The organism is Paenibacillus sp. 276b (genome assembly GCF_900107875.1).
Lineage (GTDB): Bacteria > Bacillota > Bacilli > Paenibacillales > Paenibacillaceae > Paenibacillus > Paenibacillus marchantiae.
In genome coordinates, this window is sequence record NZ_FNRR01000001.1 from 563,303 (window position 1) to 588,347 (window position 25,045).

The 25,045-nt window shown below is 47.8% G+C and carries 20 protein-coding genes; 11 read left to right on the top strand and 9 right to left on the bottom strand.

Going from position 1 to position 25,045, the window contains the following annotated elements:
• Positions 1-61 precede the first annotated feature (61 nt).
• The 5 genes from BLV50_RS02630 to BLV50_RS02650 all read right to left on the bottom strand — a co-directional run bounded on the left by BLV50_RS02630 (position 62) and on the right by BLV50_RS02650 (position 6,697).
• Positions 62-901 carry a carbohydrate ABC transporter permease gene (locus BLV50_RS02630; RefSeq protein ID WP_072732514.1) on the bottom strand — a complete coding sequence of 280 codons (840 nt, stop codon included), beginning with the start codon at positions 899-901 and terminating at the stop codon, positions 62-64.
• Between the two features lie 5 nt (positions 902-906).
• Positions 907-1,821, bottom strand: a complete 915-nt coding sequence (locus tag BLV50_RS02635; protein WP_063563343.1) for a carbohydrate ABC transporter permease — start codon at positions 1,819-1,821, stop codon at positions 907-909.
• Positions 1,822-1,944: 123 nt separating this feature from the next.
• Positions 1,945-3,507, bottom strand: coding sequence for a response regulator transcription factor (locus BLV50_RS02640; RefSeq protein ID WP_090805655.1), 1,563 nt, complete (start codon positions 3,505-3,507; stop codon positions 1,945-1,947).
• Positions 3,482-5,299 carry a cache domain-containing sensor histidine kinase gene (locus BLV50_RS02645; RefSeq protein ID WP_090805658.1) on the bottom strand — a complete coding sequence of 606 codons (1,818 nt, stop codon included), beginning with the start codon at positions 5,297-5,299 and terminating at the stop codon, positions 3,482-3,484. Before BLV50_RS02645 ends, BLV50_RS02640 begins: the two co-directional genes overlap by 26 nt.
• 108 nt (positions 5,300-5,407) lie before the next feature.
• Positions 5,408-6,697, bottom strand: a complete 1,290-nt coding sequence (locus tag BLV50_RS02650; protein ID WP_090805661.1) for a Gfo/Idh/MocA family oxidoreductase — start codon at positions 6,695-6,697, stop codon at positions 5,408-5,410.
• Positions 6,698-6,822: 125 nt separating this feature from the next.
• Here BLV50_RS02650 and BLV50_RS02655 point away from each other — a divergent pair, with 125 nt between their 5' ends.
• Positions 6,823-7,707 carry an AraC family transcriptional regulator gene (locus tag BLV50_RS02655; protein ID WP_090805664.1) on the top strand — a complete coding sequence of 295 codons (885 nt, stop codon included), beginning with the start codon at positions 6,823-6,825 and terminating at the stop codon, positions 7,705-7,707.
• 7 nt (positions 7,708-7,714) lie between these two features.
• On the opposite strand, the gene BLV50_RS02660 is transcribed toward BLV50_RS02655, so the two are convergent.
• The gene (locus tag BLV50_RS02660; protein WP_090805667.1) at positions 7,715-8,149 is read right to left on the bottom strand and encodes a hypothetical protein; all 435 of its coding nucleotides are present in this window, start codon (positions 8,147-8,149) and stop codon (positions 7,715-7,717) included.
• A 243-nt stretch (positions 8,150-8,392) separates the two neighbouring features.
• Positions 8,393-9,337 (bottom strand): glycoside hydrolase family protein, encoded by a 945-nt coding sequence (locus BLV50_RS02665; protein ID WP_063563349.1) that lies wholly within the window; start codon positions 9,335-9,337, stop codon positions 8,393-8,395.
• Between the two features lie 367 nt (positions 9,338-9,704).
• Between BLV50_RS02665 and BLV50_RS02670 the strand changes: the two genes are divergently transcribed.
• Together BLV50_RS02670 and BLV50_RS02675 are read left to right on the top strand one after the other, a co-directional pair.
• Positions 9,705-10,151: a RidA family protein gene (locus tag BLV50_RS02670; RefSeq protein WP_063563350.1), complete on the top strand. Its 447-nt coding sequence runs from the start codon at positions 9,705-9,707 to the stop codon at positions 10,149-10,151.
• Positions 10,152-10,156: 5 nt separating this feature from the next.
• The gene (locus tag BLV50_RS02675; protein WP_177031097.1) at positions 10,157-10,747 is read left to right on the top strand and encodes a GNAT family N-acetyltransferase; all 591 of its coding nucleotides are present in this window, start codon (positions 10,157-10,159) and stop codon (positions 10,745-10,747) included.
• A gap of 186 nt (positions 10,748-10,933) precedes the next feature.
• Here BLV50_RS02675 and BLV50_RS02680 read toward each other — a convergent pair whose 3' ends face one another.
• Both BLV50_RS02680 and BLV50_RS02685 read right to left on the bottom strand, forming a co-directional pair.
• Positions 10,934-12,778: an IucA/IucC family protein gene (locus tag BLV50_RS02680; protein ID WP_090805670.1), complete on the bottom strand. Its 1,845-nt coding sequence runs from the start codon at positions 12,776-12,778 to the stop codon at positions 10,934-10,936.
• 24 nt (positions 12,779-12,802) lie between these two features.
• The gene (locus BLV50_RS02685; protein WP_063563352.1) at positions 12,803-14,104 is read right to left on the bottom strand and encodes an MFS transporter; all 1,302 of its coding nucleotides are present in this window, start codon (positions 14,102-14,104) and stop codon (positions 12,803-12,805) included.
• Between the two features lie 232 nt (positions 14,105-14,336).
• Between BLV50_RS02685 and sbnA the strand changes: the two genes are divergently transcribed.
• From sbnA to BLV50_RS02725, 8 genes are all read left to right on the top strand, one after another.
• On the top strand, positions 14,337-15,344 hold the full coding sequence (gene sbnA / locus BLV50_RS02690) for a 2,3-diaminopropionate biosynthesis protein SbnA (protein WP_090805673.1): 1,008 nt from the start codon (positions 14,337-14,339) through the stop codon (positions 15,342-15,344).
• A 27-nt stretch (positions 15,345-15,371) separates the two neighbouring features.
• Positions 15,372-16,391, top strand: coding sequence for a 2,3-diaminopropionate biosynthesis protein SbnB (gene sbnB / locus BLV50_RS02695; protein ID WP_090805676.1), 1,020 nt, complete (start codon positions 15,372-15,374; stop codon positions 16,389-16,391).
• Positions 16,382-17,605 (top strand): type III PLP-dependent enzyme, encoded by a 1,224-nt coding sequence (locus tag BLV50_RS02700; RefSeq protein WP_256337833.1) that lies wholly within the window; start codon positions 16,382-16,384, stop codon positions 17,603-17,605. Before sbnB ends, BLV50_RS02700 begins: the two co-directional genes overlap by 10 nt.
• Positions 17,606-17,647: 42 nt before the next feature.
• Positions 17,648-19,522 carry an IucA/IucC family protein gene (locus BLV50_RS02705; RefSeq protein ID WP_090805679.1) on the top strand — a complete coding sequence of 625 codons (1,875 nt, stop codon included), beginning with the start codon at positions 17,648-17,650 and terminating at the stop codon, positions 19,520-19,522.
• Between the two features lie 23 nt (positions 19,523-19,545).
• Positions 19,546-21,612, top strand: a complete 2,067-nt coding sequence (locus BLV50_RS02710; RefSeq protein ID WP_177031098.1) for an IucA/IucC family protein — start codon at positions 19,546-19,548, stop codon at positions 21,610-21,612.
• Positions 21,613-21,746: 134 nt separating this feature from the next.
• Positions 21,747-22,718 carry an ABC transporter substrate-binding protein gene (locus BLV50_RS02715; protein WP_177031099.1) on the top strand — a complete coding sequence of 324 codons (972 nt, stop codon included), beginning with the start codon at positions 21,747-21,749 and terminating at the stop codon, positions 22,716-22,718.
• A 290-nt stretch (positions 22,719-23,008) separates the two neighbouring features.
• Positions 23,009-24,010, top strand: coding sequence for a FecCD family ABC transporter permease (locus BLV50_RS02720; protein WP_090805688.1), 1,002 nt, complete (start codon positions 23,009-23,011; stop codon positions 24,008-24,010).
• The gene (locus tag BLV50_RS02725) at positions 24,007-25,014 is read left to right on the top strand and encodes a FecCD family ABC transporter permease (RefSeq protein WP_072732527.1); all 1,008 of its coding nucleotides are present in this window, start codon (positions 24,007-24,009) and stop codon (positions 25,012-25,014) included. Before BLV50_RS02720 ends, BLV50_RS02725 begins: the two co-directional genes overlap by 4 nt.
• The last annotated feature ends 31 nt before the right edge of the window (positions 25,015-25,045 follow it).

Consider the following 25,045-nt stretch of genomic DNA (forward strand, 5'->3'; position numbering starts at 1 on the left):
AAAAACATAATATCTGTTGTACACGTATTGCGTCTGGACAGGTATTTTCGTAATTTCGTAATCACTTCAGCCCAGTCGTTGCAATTCCCTCTAGAAAATAACGCTGAAATACCAGAAAGATGATGGTCACAGGCAGCAGAGACAGCGTGGACATGGCGAGCAGTGCGCCCCAATCCGATTGTCCCGATGGATCAAACAATGACCGAATCCCAAGCTGTACGGTAAACAGATCAATTTTGCTCAGGTAGATCATCTGGCTAAAGAAGTCATCCCAGCTCCAGATGAAGGTGAAGATCGCTGTTGTGATCAGTGCAGGAACGAGAAGAGGCACCACGATTCTGAAAAAAATCTGGGATTGCCCGCAACCGTCAATGGTTGCACTCTCGTCCAGCTCCCGTGGGATTCCACGGATGAATTGAACCATGAGCAGAATGAAGAAGGAATCCTGTGCCAGCCACTTGGGCAGAATGAGCGGGAAATACGTATTAATCCAATGCAGCTCGTTATACAGAATGTACTGAGGTACCAGGGTTACATGGTAAGGAAGCATGATGGTGACCAGCATAATGCTGAACCACAGGCCTTTGAACTTGAACTTCAATCTGGAAAAGGCGTAGGCTGCAAGGGAACAAGAAATCACATTTCCCAACACACTCATGACTGAGATCAGCGCCGAGTTGCCGAAGAAGCGGCCAAACGACACCCCTTGCAATCCTTTCCAGCCATTCACAAAATGATCGAGGGTGAAGCTGGTTGGAATCAGGCTGCTATTGGTGAAGATGAGATGATTCGGTTTAAATGAACTGAGAATTAACCATAACACCGGATACAACATCAACAGACCGAAGAGGATAATGGCGACATGCCTCCCGGCTTGAACCAAACGTCGCTTTAGTGGCATGTGTACTATCTCCCTTCCTGATTGTCGCCGTAGAACACCCAGAATTTCGAGGTGAGGAAGACGATTGCGGTGAATACCCCGATAATGACCAGCATGATCCACGCCAGGGCAGAAGCATAACCCATATCAAAGAACGAGAAGCCTTTCAGATACAGATACAAGGTATAGAACATTGTTGCGTCGAGCGGGCCTCCGCGTCCATCCCCGATCACATAAGCGGGTGTAAAGGCTTGAAACGAATTGATCATGCTCATGATCAGGTTGAAAAAAATAACAGGCGAGAGCATCGGAAGTGTGATGCCGAAGAATTGGCGTACCTTTCCTGCCCCGTCGACGTCCGAAGCTTCATATAAATCGGCTGGAATTTGCTTTAGGCCAGCCAGGAAGATAACCATGGCCGAACCAAACTGCCATACAGAGAGTGTGACGATCGTATAGACTACATAATCGGGATGGGCAATCCAGGCGGGTCCGGTGATTCCGAACCAGCTCAAAAACTGATTGACCAAACCACTTCCCTCAAAAATCTGACGCCAGACGATCGCAATAGCGACGCTGCCTCCCAATAGGGAAGGGATGTAATACACGGTCCGGTATAAGCCGAGTCCCCGAATCCCTTTGTTCAGCGCCATCGCTACAAGTAGGGCGAAGGCAAGCCTTAACGGAACGGATAGAAATACATAATAAAATGTTAGCCCCAAAGATCTGCGAAAGGTATCGTCTTCGGTAAAAATCTGGACATAGTTGCTGAGCCCCGTCCACGTTGGTGATGTTAACAAATTAAATTTCGTCAAGGACAGGTAGAGCGACGCAACCATCGGTCCGAGTGTCAGACAGAAAAGTCCGATGAGCCAGGGCAGCAGAAACAAATAGGCAGTCATATTCTGCTGGCCGTATAACGGCTTGGACAGCTTTCTCATCATAGGCCTCCCTTCAGGGTTGGATGTGAATTCGTGATCACCGCAGAATTGAATCCGCTTACAATATTTACGGTGATTCTCTTGGTAAATTCATCATACCGGTGAGGGGGAGAAGCCGGAATCTCATTTCTTCGGATCATGATTATCAATTTTTTCGGAATGCAGCAAACGATAATCCGAAGGACTTATGTTGAACATTTTTTTGAATTTTGAACTGAAATAGCTTGGGGAACGGAAGCCTGTCAGCTCTGTAACATCCCAAACGGTTAGTTGGGTTTCCTTCAGTAAACGTATGGCATGTTTCATTCGCACCTCGGTTACATATTGAATAAAAGAGATGCCGGCAGCTTCTTTGAATATCTCTGAAAAATAGGTAGAGTTGTAGTTATATTGCTCAGCTAACGAAGTTAATGTCAGTTCCAGCATGTAATTTTCCTCGATATATCGTTTGGCCGATTCAATGACCGTATCTTCTCCAACCTCGGATGGCTGCTGTTGATTCACAAAATCTTCCGCCCAATGCATCAGCAGTAGTTCTGCCTGGTCTGGAGTCTTTAGCCAAAGCACCCATTCCGGGGAAATCCACGAGGATTTCTGTTCGAACAATAATGAAATTTGAAAAAGGCTTCGGATCATATGGGAAGTGGATATCCGAAATGAGTAAGCAAGCTCCTTTCGAATCACGCTGCGGAAGGTATCCAGCTCTCCACGAATGAGGCAACGATGCAGCATGCGACTGGTTTCCTCAGGCAGTAATGGACTATGATCTACTTCGGGTACACGGTCCTGTGCACCTTTGCGTCCAGCAGAGTTCCATGCCAATAGGGAATGAATATAGCCTTCTTTCCAGCGCTCAAACCCAGACACGGACAATCCCAATCCAACTTGTACATCCATCGTTAAAACAGAGCGGGTCTGTGCTGTGATCTGCTGAGCAAATTCGTGCTGAATACCTTCCAATGTTATGAAATGCATAATTCCAGGGTGGGCTCCGTCATGGAACACTTGCACATTATCTGGATAGGACTGGGCCATTTCGTGACAAAGCAGCTCAAAGGGAAGGTAGAGCTTTTCAGGAACACGTTCCACTGAGGCAGTCTGTACATCGGAGTTTCGCATGCCAGTGGTGATGAAACAGACGCTGTGATCCTGCCAGGATTCCAGATGAAACAGTCGTATCCGTTCTGGCAGTGAAGAAGGTGGGAGGCGGTGTCCCCTAACAAGATCAAGCAGCAAACGTTGCTTCATTTCTTTGTAATACTGGGAGAGACGCCATTGCATCATTTCGGAATCGCCGTGCAGCTGTTTCTTTTTATCCAACTCATCTTTGATTTTATTTAAAGTGGTTTTCAGTTCATCCCGGGTTACAGGCTTCAGCAAATAGTCCATGGCCTGGCTGCGCACACCTGCTCTGGCATAGTGGAAATCTTCATATCCTGTGATGATCATAATTTGAATGGAAGGATTAAGGCTTCGGCAAACGTCCAGCAATTGGACGCCATCCATGACAGGCATGTTCATGTCTGTAATTAACAAGTCAAAATGTTCAGCTTTCAGAAGCTCTTCCGCTTCGATGCCGTTTGCTGCTTCACCTGAAATGATAAAGCCCATGTCTTGCCAGTTCACTTTCAATTTTAGTCCTTCGCGAACCTCGATCTCGTCATCTGCGATCAATACGTTGTACATCATATTCCTCCTGTGCGGGTAGAATCAGTTCAATAGACGTGCCGTTATGCTCTCCGTTCTCGATCTGAATGGCAAACAGACTTCCGTAATGCAAGCGGCAGCGTGCAACCACATTACCGAGCCCAATGTGCCAGCTTTGGCTTCGCAATAGGGGTTCGAGCTGAGATGCTTCAACAGGATCATGAATTTTCTGGATGATTTCGGCTGGAATCCCGGGCCCATTGTCTGAAATGTTGAAATGCAGGCGGTTATTCCGTCTGGAGATCCGGATGTGTACTTCTGCCGTCGTCTGATGCTGGAAGCTGTATTTGACGGCATTCTCAATAAGCGGCTGAAGAATAAATTTGATGATGACCAGGGAATCCAGCCTGCCTTCCTGTGTCAGAGTAATGTCCAGCTTATGACCGAAACGGGTTTGCAGAATGGAGATATAGTGCCGGATATAAGCCAGTTCCTCTGCAAGCTGTACCCTGTCGTCACTTGTATTCATGGAGAATCGCATCATTTTGCCCAGATCCTCAATGACCTGAACTGTATCATCTGTTCGGCGCTGCATGGCGAGACTGCTCACCAGTTCCAGCGTGTTAAACATAAAATGGGGATTAATCTGCATGAGCAGCGCTTTATACTCAGCTTGCTGGCGGAGCAGCTTCAACTCGAATTCATTCTGGATGTGCTGTCGCAATCGGCTGATCATGTAGCGGAAAGTGGAGATGACATAACTGACTTCGCTTTTTACATTTTTGTCCGGAGGTAGAAGGGACTCTGCTTGATCGAATGCGCCGCGTTGTACCTGTCTCATGGCCAATACCAGTCGTGTTAAAGGTTTGGTGACGCCATAAGAGAGCCAGGCAGCGGCAAACAAAGAGACGAGAATGAGAACAATGGTGACCACCAGAATGGTACTCTGAAGTTTGTGAAGAGAAGAATATAGCTCTTTTTCCGGTGCCAGACCCGCCAGCATCCAGCCCGTACGCCCTAGCTTTTTGTATACCAGAATGTCACGCTGTCCTTCATCATTGTTCAGGTACACCACACCCGATTTGAGCGAGTTGTTCCGAATCTGATCGATTTCTGCTAAAGCTTCGGCACCAAGCTGATTGGCCTGTTGGGAAAGAATAGGGCTTCCTTGTTCGCCCAGCAGAAAAATAGTGCTGCTTTCGGCCAGATGGATTCGGTTAAGCGGTTCCAGAAAGTAAGATTCGCTGACATTAATTTTCATCACATTTTGGGCTGTAGCATGGTGAAAGGTCCCAATGGGCATCAGCAGGCTAACTACCGGGTTGCCGTGATCCCTTATATTTTCATGTTGATCGGTATGTGCAGGCAGCCAGTGATTCCCTGAGATAAAGAAATTTTTGTACCATAATTCTTGCAAGAAGAGAGGGTCGGTCGTTACTTGATTTTCACTGCCAATCCTCAGCCCGTTTCGTCGATAGATGGATACATCGGAGATACTGGTGTAGCTGTTCGTGGCCTGGGTCAGAAAACGGCTCATCGCCAGATTGACAAGCATCTTTTCCCCTTCAGGAAGGTTGGGGTCACTCATCGCGTTATCCCAGTTCTTGGCGGTATCGCTGTTGAAAACAAGAGAAGCTACATCATAGATCTGCATTTGAACCATATCGACATAGGAGCCGTATTCCTCCATCTTCTCAAGAGCAGAGGATTCAATGTAAGAGCGGATCACGGTACGTGATTCCTTAAAGAGTAGGAAGGAGAGTGTGCCAAAACAAAGAACGAAGAGCACAACGATAAAGGCGATCAGGCGGCTTTTTAATGAGAAAAACATGGGTTCCTCCTTAAGCGAATAGACTTCAAGACCGTCGTCAAAATGGGAAAAAGACTGCGTATTATACGCAGTCTTTGAATTAAATGTGGTTGGAGCTGCCTTGCGTTCCTAGAAACGAACCAGATTGTTGATGCGAACAGGTAAACCAGTTGCGATAGCGCGATTGGCTGCAATTCCGGTGAGGATGGATCTTGCTCCGTCGAATTGGTTGGCAGCGCGGTGGTAGGGATCTTCCGCTGGCTCTCCAAACAGATCATTAAGAAGTACAGGATCACCTCCGCCATGACCGCCTTCTTTTTCCTCGACCTGAACCTCGTATGGGGCATCGAACATGGGAAGGACACGCAGTGTTTTCCCAATCAATGCACCTTCAAGATTTTTGTCACCCAGCGAGTTAACATAGGATTGTTCCACAATATTCATTTCGATCCGGCCTTTGGTGCCGTTAATGGCGATGCGATAACCTTCCCACGGCTGGTATGCAACCAGTGAATAGGTCAATATGGCTTTATTCTGATACTGGACAAGAACGCCCATCGTATCCTCGATGTTGATGCCATCTCCGAATACGCTTTGATCCCGCTGGTAGCCGTCTTCCGGCTCAGCATCCAGATACATGGCTTTGAGATGTGCATCCGAATCCAGGTGTAGGGCAAAAGGATCTTCTTGCGCAAGCGGGTTGCCTGTTGCACGAGTGTAAAACTGGGTCACGCCTCGTTCCTCTGCGTTCTCTCTACCATAATACATGAGATCGCCGAATGCGAAGACGGTCTCAGGCTGCGAACCGATCCAAAAATTGACCAAGTCGAAGTGATGCGTGGATTTGTGTACGAGCAGTCCGCCACTATTACGCTTGTCCCGGTGCCAGCGGCGGAAGTAATCTGCGCCATGGCGCGTATTCAACAGCCATTCGAAGTGGATCGAAGTCACTTTTCCGATCGTGTCATTCTGAATCAATTCCCGTATTTTGGTATGGTGCGGCGCATAGCGGTAGTTAAAGGTGACGCGTATGTTTTGTCCAGTCCGTTTGACGGCATCAAGAATATCCTGACATTTATGCTCATCGATGGTCATGGGCTTCTCAGTCACAACATCACAGCCAAGCTCCATTGCTCGAATGATGTATTTGTGGTGGGTGCGGTCGATACTGGTTACAATGACGAAGTCCGGCTTCTCGTTTTCAATCATCTGATCGAACTGATCTGCAGTATAGGTTGGCACCTCATTGTATTTATATTTTTCCCTCAGCAACTGATTGGCGTAATTCATGCGTATCTGGTTAATATCGCAAAAAGCTGCAAGTTCGGATGTTTCCCTGAAATTTTGGGCTAATGCTCCATAGAAAAATTCAGCACGGCCGCCTGTTCCGACCAATACATAGCGTTTTTTGTTACTCATGTCTATCGCCTCCTTGAATATAGCTCTAGACTATAACAAGGAAGCACTTCTTTCGCCGCTTTTTGTGCGTAATCGCTTTCAAATGCCGCTTATTTTGCTATAATTCAACTAAAGGGGGCAGCTGCATGATACAGACATTTCGAGCGGATTACAATGATCCCACCGGATATTTGAATATCGAATATGATCGTCGCATTGGATATTTTTCCATGACGGATGACCATCTGCATGACCATTATGAGCTGTACTACCTGCTATCGGGTGAGCGCATATACTTCATCAAGGATCGAACTTACCGGGTCCAAGCCGGAGATTTCGTATTCATTAACCGGAATACCGTTCATAAAACGATGGAGAGTGGAAGGCCAGATCATGATCGAATTGTTCTGTATATCAAGCCAGAGCTGTTCACCGAATTAGCCGTTGTACCTGAGCTGGTAGAGGGGCTTAAGGAGCCATTCGGCTGGAATATTCCCATTCTGAGGCTTCCTTCACAGGTAAGTGAAACAGCGGAACGAATGGTCAGTGAAATGATTGATGAGATGGTCCATAACAGAGCTGGAAGCAGCCTGCTGCTGCGTCACCGATCCGTTGAACTCCTGTTGTTTGCTTACCGCAATAAACATTTGGGCACCGTGCACTCGGCCGATAGTGAGCCGGTTCTGCATCCCAAGGCACAGGCAGTGGTGCGTTATCTCAACGATAACTATCATCAGGATTTAGCGCTGCCGGAGGTTGCTGAATTATTTCGAATTAGTCCCCATTACCTCAGCCGTCTGTTCAAACAGACCACAGGTTTCACGTTCAGCGATTACCTCAATCTGCTTCGGGTGAAGGAGGCACAGCGGTTGCTGCGTGAAAGCGAGGATTCCATAACGGAGATCGCTCTGCGATCGGGATTCAACAATTTTTCACATTTCGGGAAGATGTTCAAGCGCACGGTTCAGGTGTCTCCGAGGACATATCGACAGGAGTTTAGAGAAGTAGGTTCGACGAGAGTGCTGAAATAGGGTGGGTTTATTTCAAACGTTGGAGTCCCTTAATAATGATGTTTGTTTTATCACTTACCTTTTGTAATTCTTTCAATGAAAGCTTCGCATAGGCTGGAGGGACCACATGCCAGTACTGATGGAAAAGGTCACTTCGTTCAGTATATAACCTTTGGGCTGTTCCATCGACCATATTAGTAATGAGCCCATAATATTCGAAAGCGTTCTTAATATTGTTCGTATAGATGCTCAGGTTTGTTTCATCTGTTGTTTTGTTGCTTTTGATGTATCGATCCAGCTCTTTTTTATAATGTATACTTTCCAGAATAACACTGCGGTAAGCTGAGTCGGCAGAAGACTCGATACGATGTTTGAGTTCACGATACTTATGAAAAAAGATGGATGCAATAATCAGAATGATAGTGAATAAAATCAGAATAATATGTTGTGTTTTTGTACTCATAAATACGTCCTTGTTTATGTATTTAGTATTTTCCCATTTTGAAAATGGAGTTCTACATAATAACATGTAACGACACTTAAACCTATAGGTAAATACAGGAAGGGAATTCTTGACGACACGCGATCCGAAGTCGAACATGTAAAAAAAGAACCTGAGCAATCCTGCGTGCGCAGACATAGGTTCAGGTCCTTTATTATGACGTTGTATAACTGTGTTTAAATCTCACTTTAGGAACAACGCAGCTCAAACCGAAATTTGACTTGTATCGTTCTCCGGTCGCAACTTCATCTGTAACACTTCATCCCGTGGACAGACCAACACACCATCAATGACATCGAGACGTGCGGCCTGAATGGAGGAACGACGTGCGGGTTCGCTGGCATGATCGATACCTTCGATCCGGTCCGGGTGGGTAAAATAAAAGATATAGGCTTCATCATCCTGTACGACGACATCTGCATGCAAACCGATTACACCATCATCCTCACGATTTCCTGGCTGATCGAGAATCAGACTGTTCCATTCCCAATTCTCCAGGTCATCCGATTTGTAAACGGCCTGTCCTCTCCATTCGTCAACAATCATCCAATACGAATCACCGAAACGAAATACGTTCGGCCCTTCATGCGCACGTCCTGCAATAACCGGTCCAATCACATCCCATTGATAGAGATCCGGGCTATCTGCTGCATACGTATGGGACGAATTAGCTTCATCCTTGTACCACATCCGGAATTTTCCGTTCGGCAGCGGGTAAATACACGCATCAATCACACGATCCGAGCTAAGCTCCAGTTTGCCGTGAAAAGTCCAACATATCAGATCCGTACTGGTGTAATGCAAAATGTGCCGATCATGGTCCGCCCAGTCATGGGGCACCCCTTGAATGTAACTGACATACATGTGATACGTGCCTTCATGCCAGAAAATTTCTGGAGCCCAGAACGTATTATGTCCCCATTCATGCTCCAACCCGGTTAACGTACCGCGATAAGTCCAAGACTGTCCACCGTCAGCTGAAGAAGCTACGCCCAAATCCGTGCCATGCACCCAGGCGAACTTTGGCCCTCCGGCTGTGGCTCTGCGATTGGTATAGATCATCCACCAGGTTTGCTCGGAACGATTCCATACAACGACCGGATCAGCAGCTCCATCAAAGATGGGATCACGAAACAATGGTGCACTCATGAAGATTCCTCCTTATATTCAATCCCATTGATTTTGAGAGTTATTGCTTCTATCGTAAAAGAAATGATTTGAAATTACAATATAACGTTTTCAATATTTAAGGAATTATATATTTGTTAATTCATTTAATCTTTCAATTAAAAATCTAACATCGTAAACTGTACCCTGTGTTCTAGTTTGGAGTATTTAATGCTGATCGAAATCTGGAATGTAATTAATTACTTATATAGTAGGAAAATATCTATTCAGCCCATTTTACATCTTGCGGTTCAGGAGCAACCGGCGTATATTGAGATTTAACTAAATTAGGAATAATTTGAAAGATTGATAGCTTGTAAAGACATTTTTGTACATAAAGGAGAAGCCGATGATACAGACCAGATTGGACAAATTGGGCATTGTATTGCCCCAAGCAAGTACGCCGGCAGCAAAGTATACCAATGCGGTGATTGTAAATGGAATCATGTATGTGTCCGGTAAAGGGCCGGATACGCGAGAGCGTGGTAAACTCGGGGAGCAGTTTACGACGGAGCAGGGATATGAATTTGCCCGAAATGCTGCCATCGAGGTGTTGGCTGTCGTTCAGGAAGTGCTTGGTTCGCTGGATCGGGTGAAACGGGTGGTTAAAGTGCAGGGGTTCATCAATGCCACTGCCTCGTACGAGGAGCACCATAAAGTGTTAAACGGGTTCTCGGATCTCATGCTGGATGTGTTCGGAGAACAGGGAGTACACGCCCGTTCCGTTTTTGGTGCTGTATCCGTAAGGGATAACTTGCCGCTGATCATTGACTCGATATTCCAGGTGGAGGAGTAGAGTTCATGACCAATCCCGCTTCGATTAATCCGTTAATGCTGTCTTTTCCAGAAAGTTTCGAAACACCACGTTTGACTATTCGTGCCCCGAGGTGGGGAGATGGAGCGGCAGTGAATGAGGCCATTCGTGAAAGTGTGGAGCAATTACGTTTGTGGCTACCTTTTGCCGAGAACATACCTTCACTGGAGGAATCGGAAGCGAATGCTCGCAAAGCCAGACTGCAATTTCTGGAGCGTACCGACATGATGCTTCATTTACGTGACCGATTTACGGATGAATTCGTGGGCAGCAGTGGACTGCATCGAATCGACTGGAATGCCCGTTGTTTCGAGATCGGTTACTGGATTAGAACTTCTCGTGCCGGTGAGGGTCTCATGACGGAAGCAGTCAGAGGTATAGAGCAGTTCGCAATATCTTATCTGGAAGCGAATCGGCTGGAAATCCGCTGTGATGCCCGCAATGTGCGAAGTGCCAAAGTGGCTGAGCGCGCAGGTTATACGCTTGAAGGTGTACTGCGCAAGATGCGGCGTGACAGTACAGGTACGTTAGTAGATATGATGGTCTTTGCCAAAGTAAGAGGCGATGAGTTCGAATAGAATAGTTTGAAATAAGATAAGAAATGAATCGGAAAATGATTTGAAAGAAAGAAAGAAAGAAAGAAACGGCTCCTGGAAGAACACGTTGTGTTGTTCTCCAGGGCCGTTTTTTGGTGTGCAAATATTGGAGGCTGGGAGGTACTTAATAGACTGCTGAATGAATTGGAGCAGATAAAAGGAACCTCCTTACCTCATTGGATTGGGAATGTTGACGTATAGCGGCGTCTCACCACGCTGATGGAACCGGCTGAGCAGATTGGCTTTGGCCGGTAAGGTCTTGGTGGTCAACAGATCACGAATGACGTCGTTGATGTGCGAGGACTCGGCTGTCTTTTTCCGAAGCTCCTCTAACGTATTTCTCACCACCCTCCAGTATGGCTGCTCCTGTTGACCAGTATAGTATGCCAGACGCTGCACCACATGACTGAGGTGATTGACAAAGAAATAATATTTCAATCGATGCCGTGATTCTTCCTCCGTATACAGGACAGGACTGTTGGCGTTGACTACCTGATAGATCCAACCGTGCTGTTCCGCTAAGACTCGATTGACACTGATGCCCTCCAGATCCCTAACCACAAAAGTGGCAGGCATGCCATCTTCAAGACGCAGCATGGAATTCTGTACATGAGCTTCCAGACTAATTCCTGTCTCGGCATACAGTTCCACAAGTGGAACCATGGACAACTCCAGATATTGACGAAGCCATTCATACCAGTCTGTCTGCACTCTCATATCATTTACACGATCCGGCGACAAAGATGATTGAAGACTTTCCCGGACAGCCCGGAACAACAAAGGTTCAGTTTCTCCGGGAAGCACTTCCATGAGAGAGGCCACAACATAAGGGGCCCCTGTAGCAGAGCTGCAAGACTCTGGTGCTTCGCGCAGGATCATGGAGAAGCCGGAGATCAACGCCTCCTGAGTGGACGAAGGTATCTCCGGTACCTTCAAGCTACGGTAGCCTTTTTCCAGCAAAATTTGAAATTTCTCTGACGTCCAGCGATCCTGAATCTGCTGTACTATTCTGGATGCATCTAGTGTGCGCAGCAACTGCTCTTCATTGTTCTCGCGAATAAAGTTTGTAATTCGAATATGAAGAGACAGCTTGTAGAAACAACCTTCCTTCGGATTCCAGACCGTGCGCACCGATGAGGTAGGATACACCGAAGGCCCGGTAGTGCCTAGATCAATCAAAGTGCCTTGTCGTAATAAGGACTTTACAGGTTCAAGTGTCCGCAAATAGGCGGCCTGCCAAGGATGACAAGGGAGCAGGACATAATGTTTGCTTTCCAGAGAGAGGTGCTTCCAAGCGGCCTCGGCCATTTCCGCAGGAACCCAGGGTGCTTCACTGCCATAGTCCACGGTATTCAGCCAATCCTCGAACACAAGTTCAGGTGCTGCGGCAAAACAACTGAGAGGAAAGCTAACGCCAAATTCTGGCGAATAGGCATGCGAATCCGAAGAACTGAAGCCCTCCAGACTTTTCGGAGTTGGATGAAATGGATGACCACATAGCAGTGCCTGTTCCAGATAGCGAAAATCCAATGTTACAGGAGATGTTGTACTCAGGGCATGCTCCAGATAAGAGGTCATATGCTCCAAACTGTTGTAAACCATCTGCTCCAGCTCTGCTCTTTTCAACATTCGGGCTTCAAGATTGGGTTCTACAGATGATATTTCATCGAGCAACAGCGTCGTTATTTGTTCAAAAGAAACCTCTCTCCAACCATCGGGCTGTGCCTCGTCTGATTTTGCAATATGAAACTTGTCACCATAGACATGATGTCCAGCGGCGGAACGATGAAGCAGATTTCCATATATCCGCTGACCAGTACGCGGAAGCTCAATAACAAGCGAAAGGTCTGGCCGCGTGGCAATTCGAACATAAGGATCATGCTGCTCGGTTTCTCGAAGATAGGCGTTCAATATACGGCTTAGCATCTCCTGACGGGCAATTCCGCTCGGCGATACTAAAGAGGGATGAACAGTCTGCTGGAATGGATCGATGGTGACGTTATCCTTGGTCATGATTGATTATCATCCTTTCACAAATTATTGGAGTGGCAGTTGTACGGGAGCTTTTGGCTCATGAACCGCTGGGCGGCGTACAGCAAGCGAAGCGGCGAGCATGACTGTCCCCATGACAAGAAATACAGCTGGAATTCCCCAGATACCTCCGATTAGAACCCCAATGGACGGACCGGCAATCTGACCAGCCATTAACATGCTGTTGGTAGCTCCGATGCGCACGCCCCGATCCTGATCGGTGGAGGATTTGAGCACGTTGAGCATGACCGTCTGCAATAGGGCGCTGTAGAAGAATCCTTGCAGAAAACGTACAACCAGCAGCCAGGCCACCCCGAGTGGAAGTGTATGTGCAAGCAGGCACAAGCCGCATAACAAACCAGCCAGCCGGAGATTGCGTTCGGGTAAGTAACGATCGTTTCGCTTACCCCACCACGATGCGCCAACCAATTCACCAACCGAAGACATCGCGAGCAGAACCCCGACGGTAAGTGCAGCTGCACCTGAGGAAGGGACGATTTCACGAATAAACGGAGTAAACATCGTAAATGTTGCAAAATCTGCGAGCTTGAAAATGATGCCTGCGATAACGAGTCTTCGGGCAATCGGATGTGTAATCAGCGAAACGAAGGCATGGATAATTCCGCTCTTGTTTTTGTTTTTGCTATGGTTGTTCAACATAGCGACCGAAGGCTGGTGCTGTTCCACAGGAGATACTTGAGTATTGTTCTTGGCCGTACGAGTCCGATGCGTCGTCGCCCCCGTTAATACGATTGCGGCAAGCACAGCAAAACTCAACGTCAACGAGGCCGTAATGAACAATAGCGGACGACTTCCCCATGTGTTTACACATATGCTTCCTAGCAGTGGTCCCACGAGCAGACCTGCTGCCGATGCCCGCTCCAACTGTCCGAGCGCAGAACCCTGCTTTTGGTCAGGGGCATGGGTTCCCACAAACGCACTGCTCGCATCAGATATGCCACCGAAAGCCCCCTGGCAGAGACGGAACAAAAAGAATTGAAAGGGCGTCTGGGCAATGCCCATCAGAAACATGCTAAGGGCCAGTCCGACCAGCGCTCTGACAACCATCCATTTTCGACTCCAACGATCTCCGATCTTACCCCAAAAAGGGGTTAGCAGTGCGTAGGATAGAGCAGGTGCAGATACGGACAGACCTGTCCACATCAGCACTTCTTCCGGCGTTCCCGCGTTCAGATGCTCCATGTAGTACGGTATAAAAGGGCTGATTCCAGTCAGCCCGGCACTGGAAAGAAAGCGCCCACCCCACAAAATGCGGACGCTCTGTTTCCATGCCATTTGAGACATCATGTGTCCACTTCACCACCTTGATTTTGGCAATTTGAAACCAATTGCTGATCAGATTATCAAGAATGATTCTCAATGTCAATCTTATTTTTTTCAAAAACTTTCCAAAAATTTTAGTGTTGACAGGAAAAAAAAGGATATGCATAATAGGCCCTGTGTCCAAATGTGAAAATGATAATCATTATCAATAAAGCGATTTTGGACAACAATATGCCCAGAAAGCTGGTGTAAACACATGGAACAAAGTACCCTGCAAATCAAGGATCGCTCGCTTAAAGTTGCGGATTCCATTATCGATTGTATTGGTCAAACACCACTGGTTCGCTTGAATTCCCTGTTCGGATCTTCAGGAGCATCGGTGTATGCCAAGCTGGAAATGATGAACCCCGGCGGCAGCATGAAAGATCGACCTGCAAGATACATTATCGAGCAGGGTCTGCGAGACGGAACGATCAAACCGGATACGCATCTTATCGAGAGCACTTCAGGAAACTTGGGAATCGGTCTCGCATTAACCGCCAAACGATATGGCCTGAAATTCACCTGTGTGGTTGATCCAAAAATCACATCAACGAATCTGAGAATGATAACCTACCTCGGGGCACAGGTTGACATGGTTACTGAACCGGACGAACACGGAAGTTATTTGCAATCCCGTATTCGCAGGGTCAAGGAGTTAGCCAGTCAGGACCCGGCAGGTTACTGGATCAACCAGTATGCCAACCCTTTGAACTGGCAAGCTCACTATCATGGTGCAGGTCAGGAGATTGTGGAGCAGATGGATGGACAGATAGACGTACTAGTGTGTGCAGTGAGTACGACTGGAAGTATTCTGGGCATATCCCGCCGTGTGAAAGAGGCAAATCCGCATGCGCTAATCGTAGCCGTTGATGCAGTTGGCTCGATCATTTTTGGCACACCATCACGTCAGCGTGAATTGCCGGGTATCGGCGCCAACCGTGTCCCTGAGTTATTCAGCCCGAACGAGATTGACCAAGTTATTCATGTGGACGATCGGGAATCTGTGCTGGGCTGCCAGAAGCTGCTGGAACGGGAAGGCATTTTTGCAGGAGGTTCGTCCGGATCACTGGTTGCTGCACTGGAAAAACTGGTTCCAACCTTGCGGCCTTCAGCCAAGGTGGTTACTGTTTTCGCAGATCGTGGAGAACGTTATCTGGACAGTGTGTATGACGAGCAATGGGTTAATCAATTGCCGCCAAGCCAAACGATCAAGAGTATATAAAAAATTATCTCGGAGGAGAGATCAGATATGAGTACCGTTCAGGATCATAGCCTTTTGTATATGAGTAAACAGGATATTATAGATCTGGGAGGGCTGTATTCAGAGCCATATGTCAAAGCAGTAACCCGTGCACTGGAGCTTCATGCCAAGCGGGATATCGTGCAACCGTTGAAGCCTTATCTGCGGGTTAACGAGGAGAGCGGTCATATTGCCGATCGCATTATTGCGATGCCTGCGTATGTGGGTGGCGATGTAGCGATCAGTGGTCTCAAGTGGATTGGGAGCAAACATGATAATCCGGCCAAGCGTCATAAGGAACGTGCAAGCGCTCTTATTATCCTCAATGATCCGGAAAGCAACTATCCGGTGGCGGTGATGGAAGGCAGCGTGATCAGCGGGATGCGTACGGCGGCAGTTACAGCTATCGGGGCAAGGTATTTAGCCAGAGAAGGTTTCCGCACAGTGAGCGTGATTGGCTGCGGGGTGATCGCCAGAATGCAGATCACCTCGCTGCTTGAACAATTTGACTCCATTCGGACCATCCATTTGTATGACCTGAATGCCGATACGGCCCGCCAGCTTGCCGATGAAATTGGTTCGCGTTTTGATCAGGTTGAAGTACGGGTGGAAGATTCGTCAGAACAAGCGGCACGACAAGCGGAAGTACTCGTAACAGCTACGGTAGCCTCATCGCCGCATATTCCGTATGAATGGATTGCCAAAGGTACATTTGTCAGCAACATCTCGATTATGGATTTGCACAAGGATGTATTTACGCAGGCAGACAAAGTAGTCGTGGACGATTGGGATCAATCCAACCGGGAGAAAAAGATTATTAATCAGCTGGTGCTGGAGGGCAAATTCTCCCGTGAGCAGCTTCACGCTGAACTCGGCGAGATCCTGATAGGGGAAAAGCCAGGACGCGAACATGAGGATGAGATTATTGTGCTGAACCCGATGGGGATGGCGATTGAGGATATTTCCAGTGCGGCAGAGATGTATGCAAGAGCCGTTGAACAAGGAAAGGGCACACGTTTATGGCTATAGAGCTGAATACAGGGCGTATGCCTCAGGTTGCAAGAGTCCGTGAGCATTTATTGGCACTGAAAGAACAACAGACCGAACCGGTATGTGCCTACATCCGGGATGTAACAGCACTCGTCGCTCATGTGCATCAGCGTGTACAATCCATGCCGGAATCTAGTCAGCTGTTCTATGCCATCAAAGCCAACTCGGAAGAAGAGGTGCTTCGAGCGCTGGCCCCTGTAGTTCATGGCTTTGAAGTGGCATCTTTGGGCGAGATCGTGAAGGTGAGACAAGTCTCAGCGGATATTCCGATTCTGTTTGGTGGACCAGGCAAGACAGAAGCAGAGCTTCGGGGAGCGATAGATCATAAAGTGCAGCTTATTCATGTGGAAAGTATGCATGAGATAAACAAGCTGAACGAGATTGCGAGTCAAAATGACGTTCGGGTATCCGTATTGCTGCGGATTAACCTGAAAGGTCCACTGCCTCAGGCGACACTGGCGATGGGCGGTCGTCCGACCCAGTTCGGAATCGACGAGGTCATGCTGCCACAAGTCATGAACCAGCTCCGACACTTGCCACATATTCAGGTGGAAGGGTTTCATTTTCACTCCCTTTCGAACAATCTAGATGCGGAGCAGCATGTGAAACTGATTGAGTATTACTGCACCATCGCGCGGGATTGGGCGAGGCAATATGGTTTCACGCTTCGGTATTTGAATGCCGGGGGTGGAATTGGTGTGAACTATGCGCATCTGGAGCAACAGTTCGACTGGAACACATTTGTGAATGGTATTGCACCGGTATTGCAAAAGGAACTGCCTTCGGAAACGACTTTGTTGTTCGAATGTGGGCGTTACCTTACGGCATCGAGTGGGTATTATGCAACCGAGGTGCTGGACGTTAAAGTCAACCACGGCAAAACATATGTCATCGTGCGTGGCGGTACACATCATTTTCGCCTACCCGTTTCTTGGCAGCACAGTCATCCGTTCGAGGTGATTGAGGTGGAGAACTGGACGCATCCGTATGACAGACCCGAGGTGAAGCAAAACGCTTTTACAGTGGCAGGCCAGCTATGTACTCCGAAAGATATTTTGGCAAGTGATATTACGTCAAGCGGGGTTCGGGCAGGAGACATTTTGCTGTTCCAATATGCGGGCGCTTATGGCTGGGCGATCTCGCATCATGACTTTTTGAGTCATCCACATCCGCAGCACATTTATTTGCAGTAACACGTAAACGGTTTGAGGCAGTGCAATTATGGGAGGTGTCATATGAACGGTCTAACAGCAGCATTGGTCAGGTCCGAAGAGTGGATAATGGTGCGGCGACGTATCTTCAGGCAATTGGTGGAGTCGTTTCTGTATGAGCAAATCTTGAGTGAACCGGTGATCGGGCCTTATGCGGAGGCAGAGTATACACTGCAAGGGGAGACGGAGACAGGAGAGAAGGTGGAATACACCTTTTGGGCTGTTCGAAAAGAGAGCTTTGACCGCATTCGGTTGTCAGATAAACCAATTATGCGGGTAACATCGAAAAATCGAGCGGAAGCAGATTCCATTCCTCGTTTTTTACTGGAGATGGCTGCGCATATTCCCACATCCGAAGCTCAGCTGGGGCAATTCATGGATGAGCTTCAGCAAACCCATCTGAAGGACACGCTGTCTGTGCGATGGCGTGCTGGTCAGCCCGAACCTCGGGTATCGGAATATGACGAGTGGGAATCTGCCCTGATTGAAGGGCATCCGTATCATCCTTGTTACAAATCCAGAGTTGGATTCACGCTCTCTGACAATGAAGCCTATGGACCGGAGTTCGGACCGGAATTCAAGCTGGTCTGGATTGCGGTTAAACAGAATGCAGCCCAAATTTCCATTTCGTCTTCACTGGACATGTATGCTGAGTTTATCCATAACGAGCTGGGGCAGGAGCTACAGACATTCAAGTTGATTTTGCAGGAAGTTATATCATCTGCGAACTTGAAATTGAACTCGGTTGCTGATGCCGAGGTGAAGTTGAATACGGATGGGGATGCAAGTGTGGACGAATATGTATTTGTTCCTGTGCATCCCTGGCAGTGGGAGCGAATCATATCGGTGGCGTGTGCGGAGCAACTTCGAACAGGGGAGATTGTGTATCTGGGTCAAGCAGGTGACACCTACCGTCCTCAACAATCCATTCGCACATTGACGAATGTGAGTCATCGTGATAAACCGTATGTCAAACTGCCGCTGAATATGGTGAATACGTCATCCGGTCGAATTCTCGCACAGCACACAATCATGAATGCGGCCCGTATCTCTGATTGGCTTGGTCGTGTGGTGGCAGAAGATTCGTTTTTACAGGATGAGCTTGGTCTGATTGTGCTGAAGGAGATTGCGGGGGTATCGTACCATCACCAGAAACTGCCCAATATGCTGGAGCAAAAAATATACGGATCACTCGGGGCTATCTGGCGGGAAAGTCTGCATCCGCGCTTAATGGCAGGAGAAGAGGCTTTGCCATTCAATGCTCTGTGTCATCTCGATCAGCAGGGCACTCCGGTCATTAAACCGTGGATAAACGAATATGGCCTGGATCGCTGGACCCGGCAATTGCTAAATATTGCGGTGGTACCGCTGATACATCTGCTGTACGCACATGGGGCGGCGCTGGAATCACATGCGCAAAATATGATCATCGTGCTGAAAGAAGGATGGCCCAGCCGGATTGCGCTTAAGGATTTCCATGACGGTATCCGTTACTGCCAATCCATTCCTCACCCGTTTGGATACCCGGAAATTGAATATCCGCCTGCCAACCATCAGCGGGTGAATCGCAATTCGTTTGTGGAGAAAGAAGACCCTTCTGAGGTGAAGGACTTTATGTTGGACGCGTTGCTTTTTATCAACCTGACCGAAGTGGCATTTTTTCTGGAGAAGCACTTTGATCTGAGCGAAAAGCAATGGTGGCGCATGGCTACCGAAGTAATTTTTAATTACCAGGAGCGGTTCCCGGAGTTACAGGCGCGATTTGAACAGTTTGACGTTTTTGCACCCGAGATCGAAGTGGAACAGCTGACTAGACGGCGAATTCATGAAGGGCCGGGGGATTGTGTGCATCGGGTAAGTAATCCACTGCATGTCTACAGGCCAGTTCGGCAGAATTAATCAGGGGGGAGGAGAGCATGCGCATGGAAAGTACGAGAATATCTGAATATCAGAGCCATGATGAGGATCAGGAGAGGCAACCGTTTTGCAAAGAGGACTCCTTTAGCCATCCAGAAAATGTTGTTGCAAGTTCTAGACTTGGAGTGGAGAAGGAGCATTGGCAAAATCAACAAAGAAAACTGTACACCGCAGCGCTGTCTTCATACCACTATACCGATGCACGCAGACGCATATTCAGACAGTTGGTTGAATCCTTGATGTACGAAGGTGTTATGGAATATACCTCAAGGGAGGAGCAGGGGTTCAACGTTTGGGAAATGGAGGGTACAGGGCTGAATGGTGAACGGGTCATCTACGCATGCAAGGGAACAGGGCATCTTACCTTTGGTCGTTTGCGGTTGAACCATGAACCGATTACAAGACGTGTCTATGTGGATGAGACTCCGGCTTCGAAAAGTAACAGCATTCAAAAGAGAGAACCTATTCTGCCTGGAACTACAGCCGGCCAAGAAGCGGAGTCGATTTCTCTATTTTTGCTGGAAGTTGGACCAGCGATAGGCGCCGATGAAGGGAAGCTGCTACATTTTGTTAAAGAACTGGAGCAGACGCTGATCAATGACACACTGGCGCGATATGTACGGGCTGAGCGACAGACTGATCTACATGCTCTTCCCGATGAAGACTGGGAAAGTGGAATCATTGAGGGTCATCCATATCATCCAAGTTATAAATCCCGTATCGGCTTCCGAATTGAAGATCAGCTTGAATATGGCCCCGAGTTCGGCGGATATATTAAACCGATATGGGTCGGAATTCATAAGCAAAACGCACGGATAAGTCATGGCACGAATGAACATGGACCGGCTACAAGGGAATGGCTTCAGGATCAACTTGGCGAACAAGTGTTGGAACGCTTCCTCATGGCACTACAGGAAATGGGTGCTGATCCGGCAGAGTATGTGATGATGCCAGTCCATCCGTGGCAATGGCGAACAACGATCAGTTCTGTTCTTGCAGAAGACATTCGTAACGGGAGCATCGTACCGCTTGGCAGCAGCGAAGACCGATATACTGCTCAACAGTCGATCCGCACGCTAGCTAACCGATCACGTCCCAATTCACCGTACTTGAAGCTGTCGCTGAGTATGATCAACACATCAACTGGTAGGGTGATCGCCCCACATACGGTTGAGAATGGACCTCGCATTACCGACTGGCTGCAGGGAATTAGCAAGCAAGATCCCTACTTGAGGGATGAACTGCGTGTCATTCTTTTGGGAGAGATTGCTGGCGTTGCATACGACAATCATCAGATACCGGATGTTTTGAAGCCACTCTCGTATGGTGTACTGTCCTGCATTTGGAGGGAAAGTGTATATTCCCGGCTGGAACCGGGTGAATCAGCGATTCCGTTTAATGCATTGTCTACACTGGACTATGCAGGGCGCCCGGTGATTGATCCTTGGGTGAAAAAGTTGGGTGCTGATGAATGGTTGTCCGAGCTGTTACTGACTTCGGTACGACCGCTCATTCACTGGTTATTCGCTCATGGGATTGCGCTGGAGTCTCATGCACAGAATATGCTGCTAATTCACCGGGAAGGCAGACCCTCACGCGTTGCGCTGAAGGATTTTCACGATGGAATTCGATTTACAAGAGAGGCACTTGCCGATCCAAAGCTCTGTCCAGCGCTTGTCGAGGTACCGGAATATCACCGCCGTGTGAACCGTAATTCATTCCTGGAGACGGAAGAACCGACAGAAGTGCGGGATTTCATACATGATGCCTTTTTCTTTATCAATCTTGGAGAGCTGGCTTTGTTCATGCACGAGCATTACCAGATCAGAGAGCAGACCTTCTGGAACAAAGTTCGTAAGATTATTACCGACTATCAACAACGTTTCCCTGAATTTCATGAGCGTTACGAACGGTATTCCTTGTTTGATCCTGAGATCGGAGTAGAGCAATTGACCAAGCGACGTATGTTCCCAGATGATGAATTGCGCATTCATCAGGTTCCGAATCCACTGGCGCACCGGATTATGGATAAATTTGGGTCTAGTGAGGATGAATTAAAAAATAGTATATGAGATCAAAAGAATATTGCATGGACAGAAACTGGAATTGTGGGATATTGTTTTAATAATGATAATCATTATTGATTAGGTTATTAAATAGGATCAGGGGGTTGGATGGAATGCAAGTAGAGAGAAAGAGGATTGGAATGAAATCATGGGTACATTTTGCTATGTTGGCAGTACTGATGCTGGTGCTAGCGGGTTGTGGAAATTCGGGATCGGGTGCAGCCAATGGTACAGCAGCGGAAACAGCTCCAACCGAACCAAAGCAAGAAGAAACCGTAGCCAATACTGGCGATACACGTACCGTCAAAGATGCATATGGTGAGGTACAGGTTCCAACCAATGCAAGTCGAATTGTGGTACTGGACATTGGGGCCTTGGATAATTTGCTCGAGTTGGGCATTAAACCTATAGGCGCACCTTCCATCCTGGCAGCAGGCGATCCGTATCCGGCTTATCTAAAAGGCACAGAAGGCATTGAGAATATCGGATCGGTGAATGAACCAAGCCTAGAGGCTATCGATGCACTGAAGCCGGACTTGATCATTGGTAATAAAGATACACATGATGCTATCCATGATCAGTTAAAACAAATCGCGCCTACGGTGTTTGTAGAAACACTTGGGGTTACCTGGAAAGAAAATCTGCAGCTTCATGCCGATGCTGTAAACAAGCTGGAAGATGGCAAGAAGCTGTTGGATACATATCAGCAGCGCATTGAGGAATTGAAATCTACGCTTGCAGGCAAAGATGCCAAGGAAGTATCGCTGTTCCGTCCCCGTGAAGACAAAATTCAGGTCTATCTGAAAGAAACATTTGCAGGTACGATTATGGAAGATTCCGGAATTGTTCGTCCCGTAGCACAGCAGGATGCAGGCTTCTCCAAGGATATTACGGAAGAACAGATTGCTGATCTCGATGGTGACGTAGTCTTCTGGTTTAACCGTGAGCCGGATGCATTCGCCAAACTGGAGAAAAGTAAACTGTGGGCAACGTTGAAAGGAGTCCAAAACGAAGCTGTGCACCCGGTTGACTGGGAGTACTGGATGAGTGGCCTGGGCATTCAGGCTGTAAACAAGGTCGTGGATGACCTGAACACCTATGTAGCCAACTAAACGCAAAACATGCAGGACCTTTTCTAGCGGCAATGGATTGATATTCAGCACTTATCAATTGCAATTATGCTTCCAAGTGGTCATAGCTTAACTGTAAAATTGGGTCGTCGAATGTGACGATCCAATTTTTCTGATTTTTCTGCATAGGGCTCGTTCCATGTTATATTCGTGCTCTATATTTGTTCTTATATAATAGAAGGAAAAATTTTGACAGTTCGTTTTTTCAAGTGATTTATACAACATATTGAAGTACATAAATCAAGCAGCATGCAGGTTGGAGGCGTAGAAAAATGAACACAAACACCAGGTTTAAAATCACTGGTTTAGCAACGATCATCGTGTTGACACTTCTCGCGTTTCTATTCAGCATCATGTATGGCATTGTACAGATTCCATTGCGTTCTGTTGTGGATACGTTCTATGCCTTTGACGGATCGCGTGAACACCTAATCATTCAAACCGTTAGGCTGCCAAGAGCGGTTATTGCCGCAGTGGTTGGCAGCTCACTGGCTGTGGCCGGGTGCCTAATGCAGGCGATTAGCCGCAATGCTCTGGCAGGCCCTGAACTGTTCGGTATTAATTATGGCGCGGCACTTACCGCGGTGCTTGCTTCCTTTTGGCTGGGAACGACGTCTCTACAATTATTTGCATGGTCTGCGCTGTTGGGGGCCGCGGTTGCAGGCGTGATGGTTTTCCTTCTCAGTTCCACGGGCAGACAACCCTTATCTTCCGTAAAACTAGTTCTGGCAGGGGCTACATTAAATTTGTTATTTGCTTCATTGACACAAGGCATTCTTATCCTGAATGAGCAGTCCCTGGATACGATGCGTTTCTGGTTGGCGGGTTCATTAACAGGCAGAGATCTTGATCTGTTTATTCAAATTCTGCCTTATCTGATCATTGGCATCATCTGTGCGTTTGCATTAAGCAGTCAATTGAACATTTTTGGCTTAGGAGATGAAGTGGCTCAAGGATTAGGACAGCGAATGAAGATGATTAGGATCATCTGTATTATCGCCATTGTTCTGCTGGCTGGCAGTGCCGTCGCACTTGCCGGACCCATCGGGTTTATCGGGTTGGCCGTTCCGCATATTGCAAGATCGATAACAGGCAGTGATTATCGCTGGGTAGTTCCTTACTCTGCTGTTCTCGGAGCACTACTGCTGCTCACAGCAGATATTGGGGCGAGATTTGTCTTGCCGGGGCAGGAAATTCCTGTTGGGGTGGTTACAGCCTTCTTCGGTGCTCCTTTCCTCATCTATCTGGCCCAAAGAAAGGAGAGATCGATATGATTTCTTCTATTATAAAGAGACGTGCATTCACCATTATTCTGATCCTCTTGATGTTGAATGTGGGAGCGCTTGTGCTTAATGTGATGTTGGGAGATCGCTCCATCCCTTCGGGAGAAGTATTGCGTAGCTTGATAGGCAGGGGAGATCAGGAATATCACTTCACCATTCATCAGTTAAGGCTGCCCCGGGTACTGACCGGTTTTCTGGTTGGATGCGGTCTGGCATTGGCGGGTACAATCCTACAGGTCATTACGAGGAATCCTCTGGCATCACCTGGCGTGATTGGGCTGAATTCGGGTGCGGCTGCGGCGGTGGTTGCCGTCATGGTGCTGGTTCCTACTTTTCCAATGCGTCATATGCCGTGGATTGCATTCATTGGAGCCTTTCTCGCGGCCGCGGTAATCTATGGATTGTCATGGAGAAAAGGAGAGGCGAGTTCCACGGTTCGCATGCTGCTGATTGGTGTGGGCATCTCTTCAATGGCAGGTGCGTTAATCACGTATTTGCTAACGGTGGGCAAAATATTCCGGGTCTCCCAGGCTTCCGTGTGGATGGCAGGTAGTCTATACGGACGAACGTGGGAACACTTTTGGCCTTTAATGCCGTGGCTGCTGATCCTGTTTCTTCTATTAATATGGATGTCCAGATGGCTGGATATGTTTCTGCTGGATGTCCAGTCGGCTGCTGGACTCGGTCTGCGGGTGGAGACGATGCGGGTGTTGTTTCTTCTGATGAGCGTAGGGCTCGCCGGGTCTGCGGTGTCGATGGCAGGAACGATTGGATTTGTCGGCTTAATGGCCCCTCACATGGCAAAACATCTGGCAGGCAGCCGGAGTCTGGTTCGCTTGCCGATTGCGGCGTTGCTTGGAGGACTGATCGTCATGCTCGCAGATCTCGCCGGACGGACATGGTTCGCTCCGTATGAGATTCCAGCCGGATTAATTACGGCGATTATCGGGGCTCCGTATATGATGTATTTGCTGTTACGACGCAGAGGGATATAATGAAGAAAAGGATTCAGAATGCAAGAAAGGC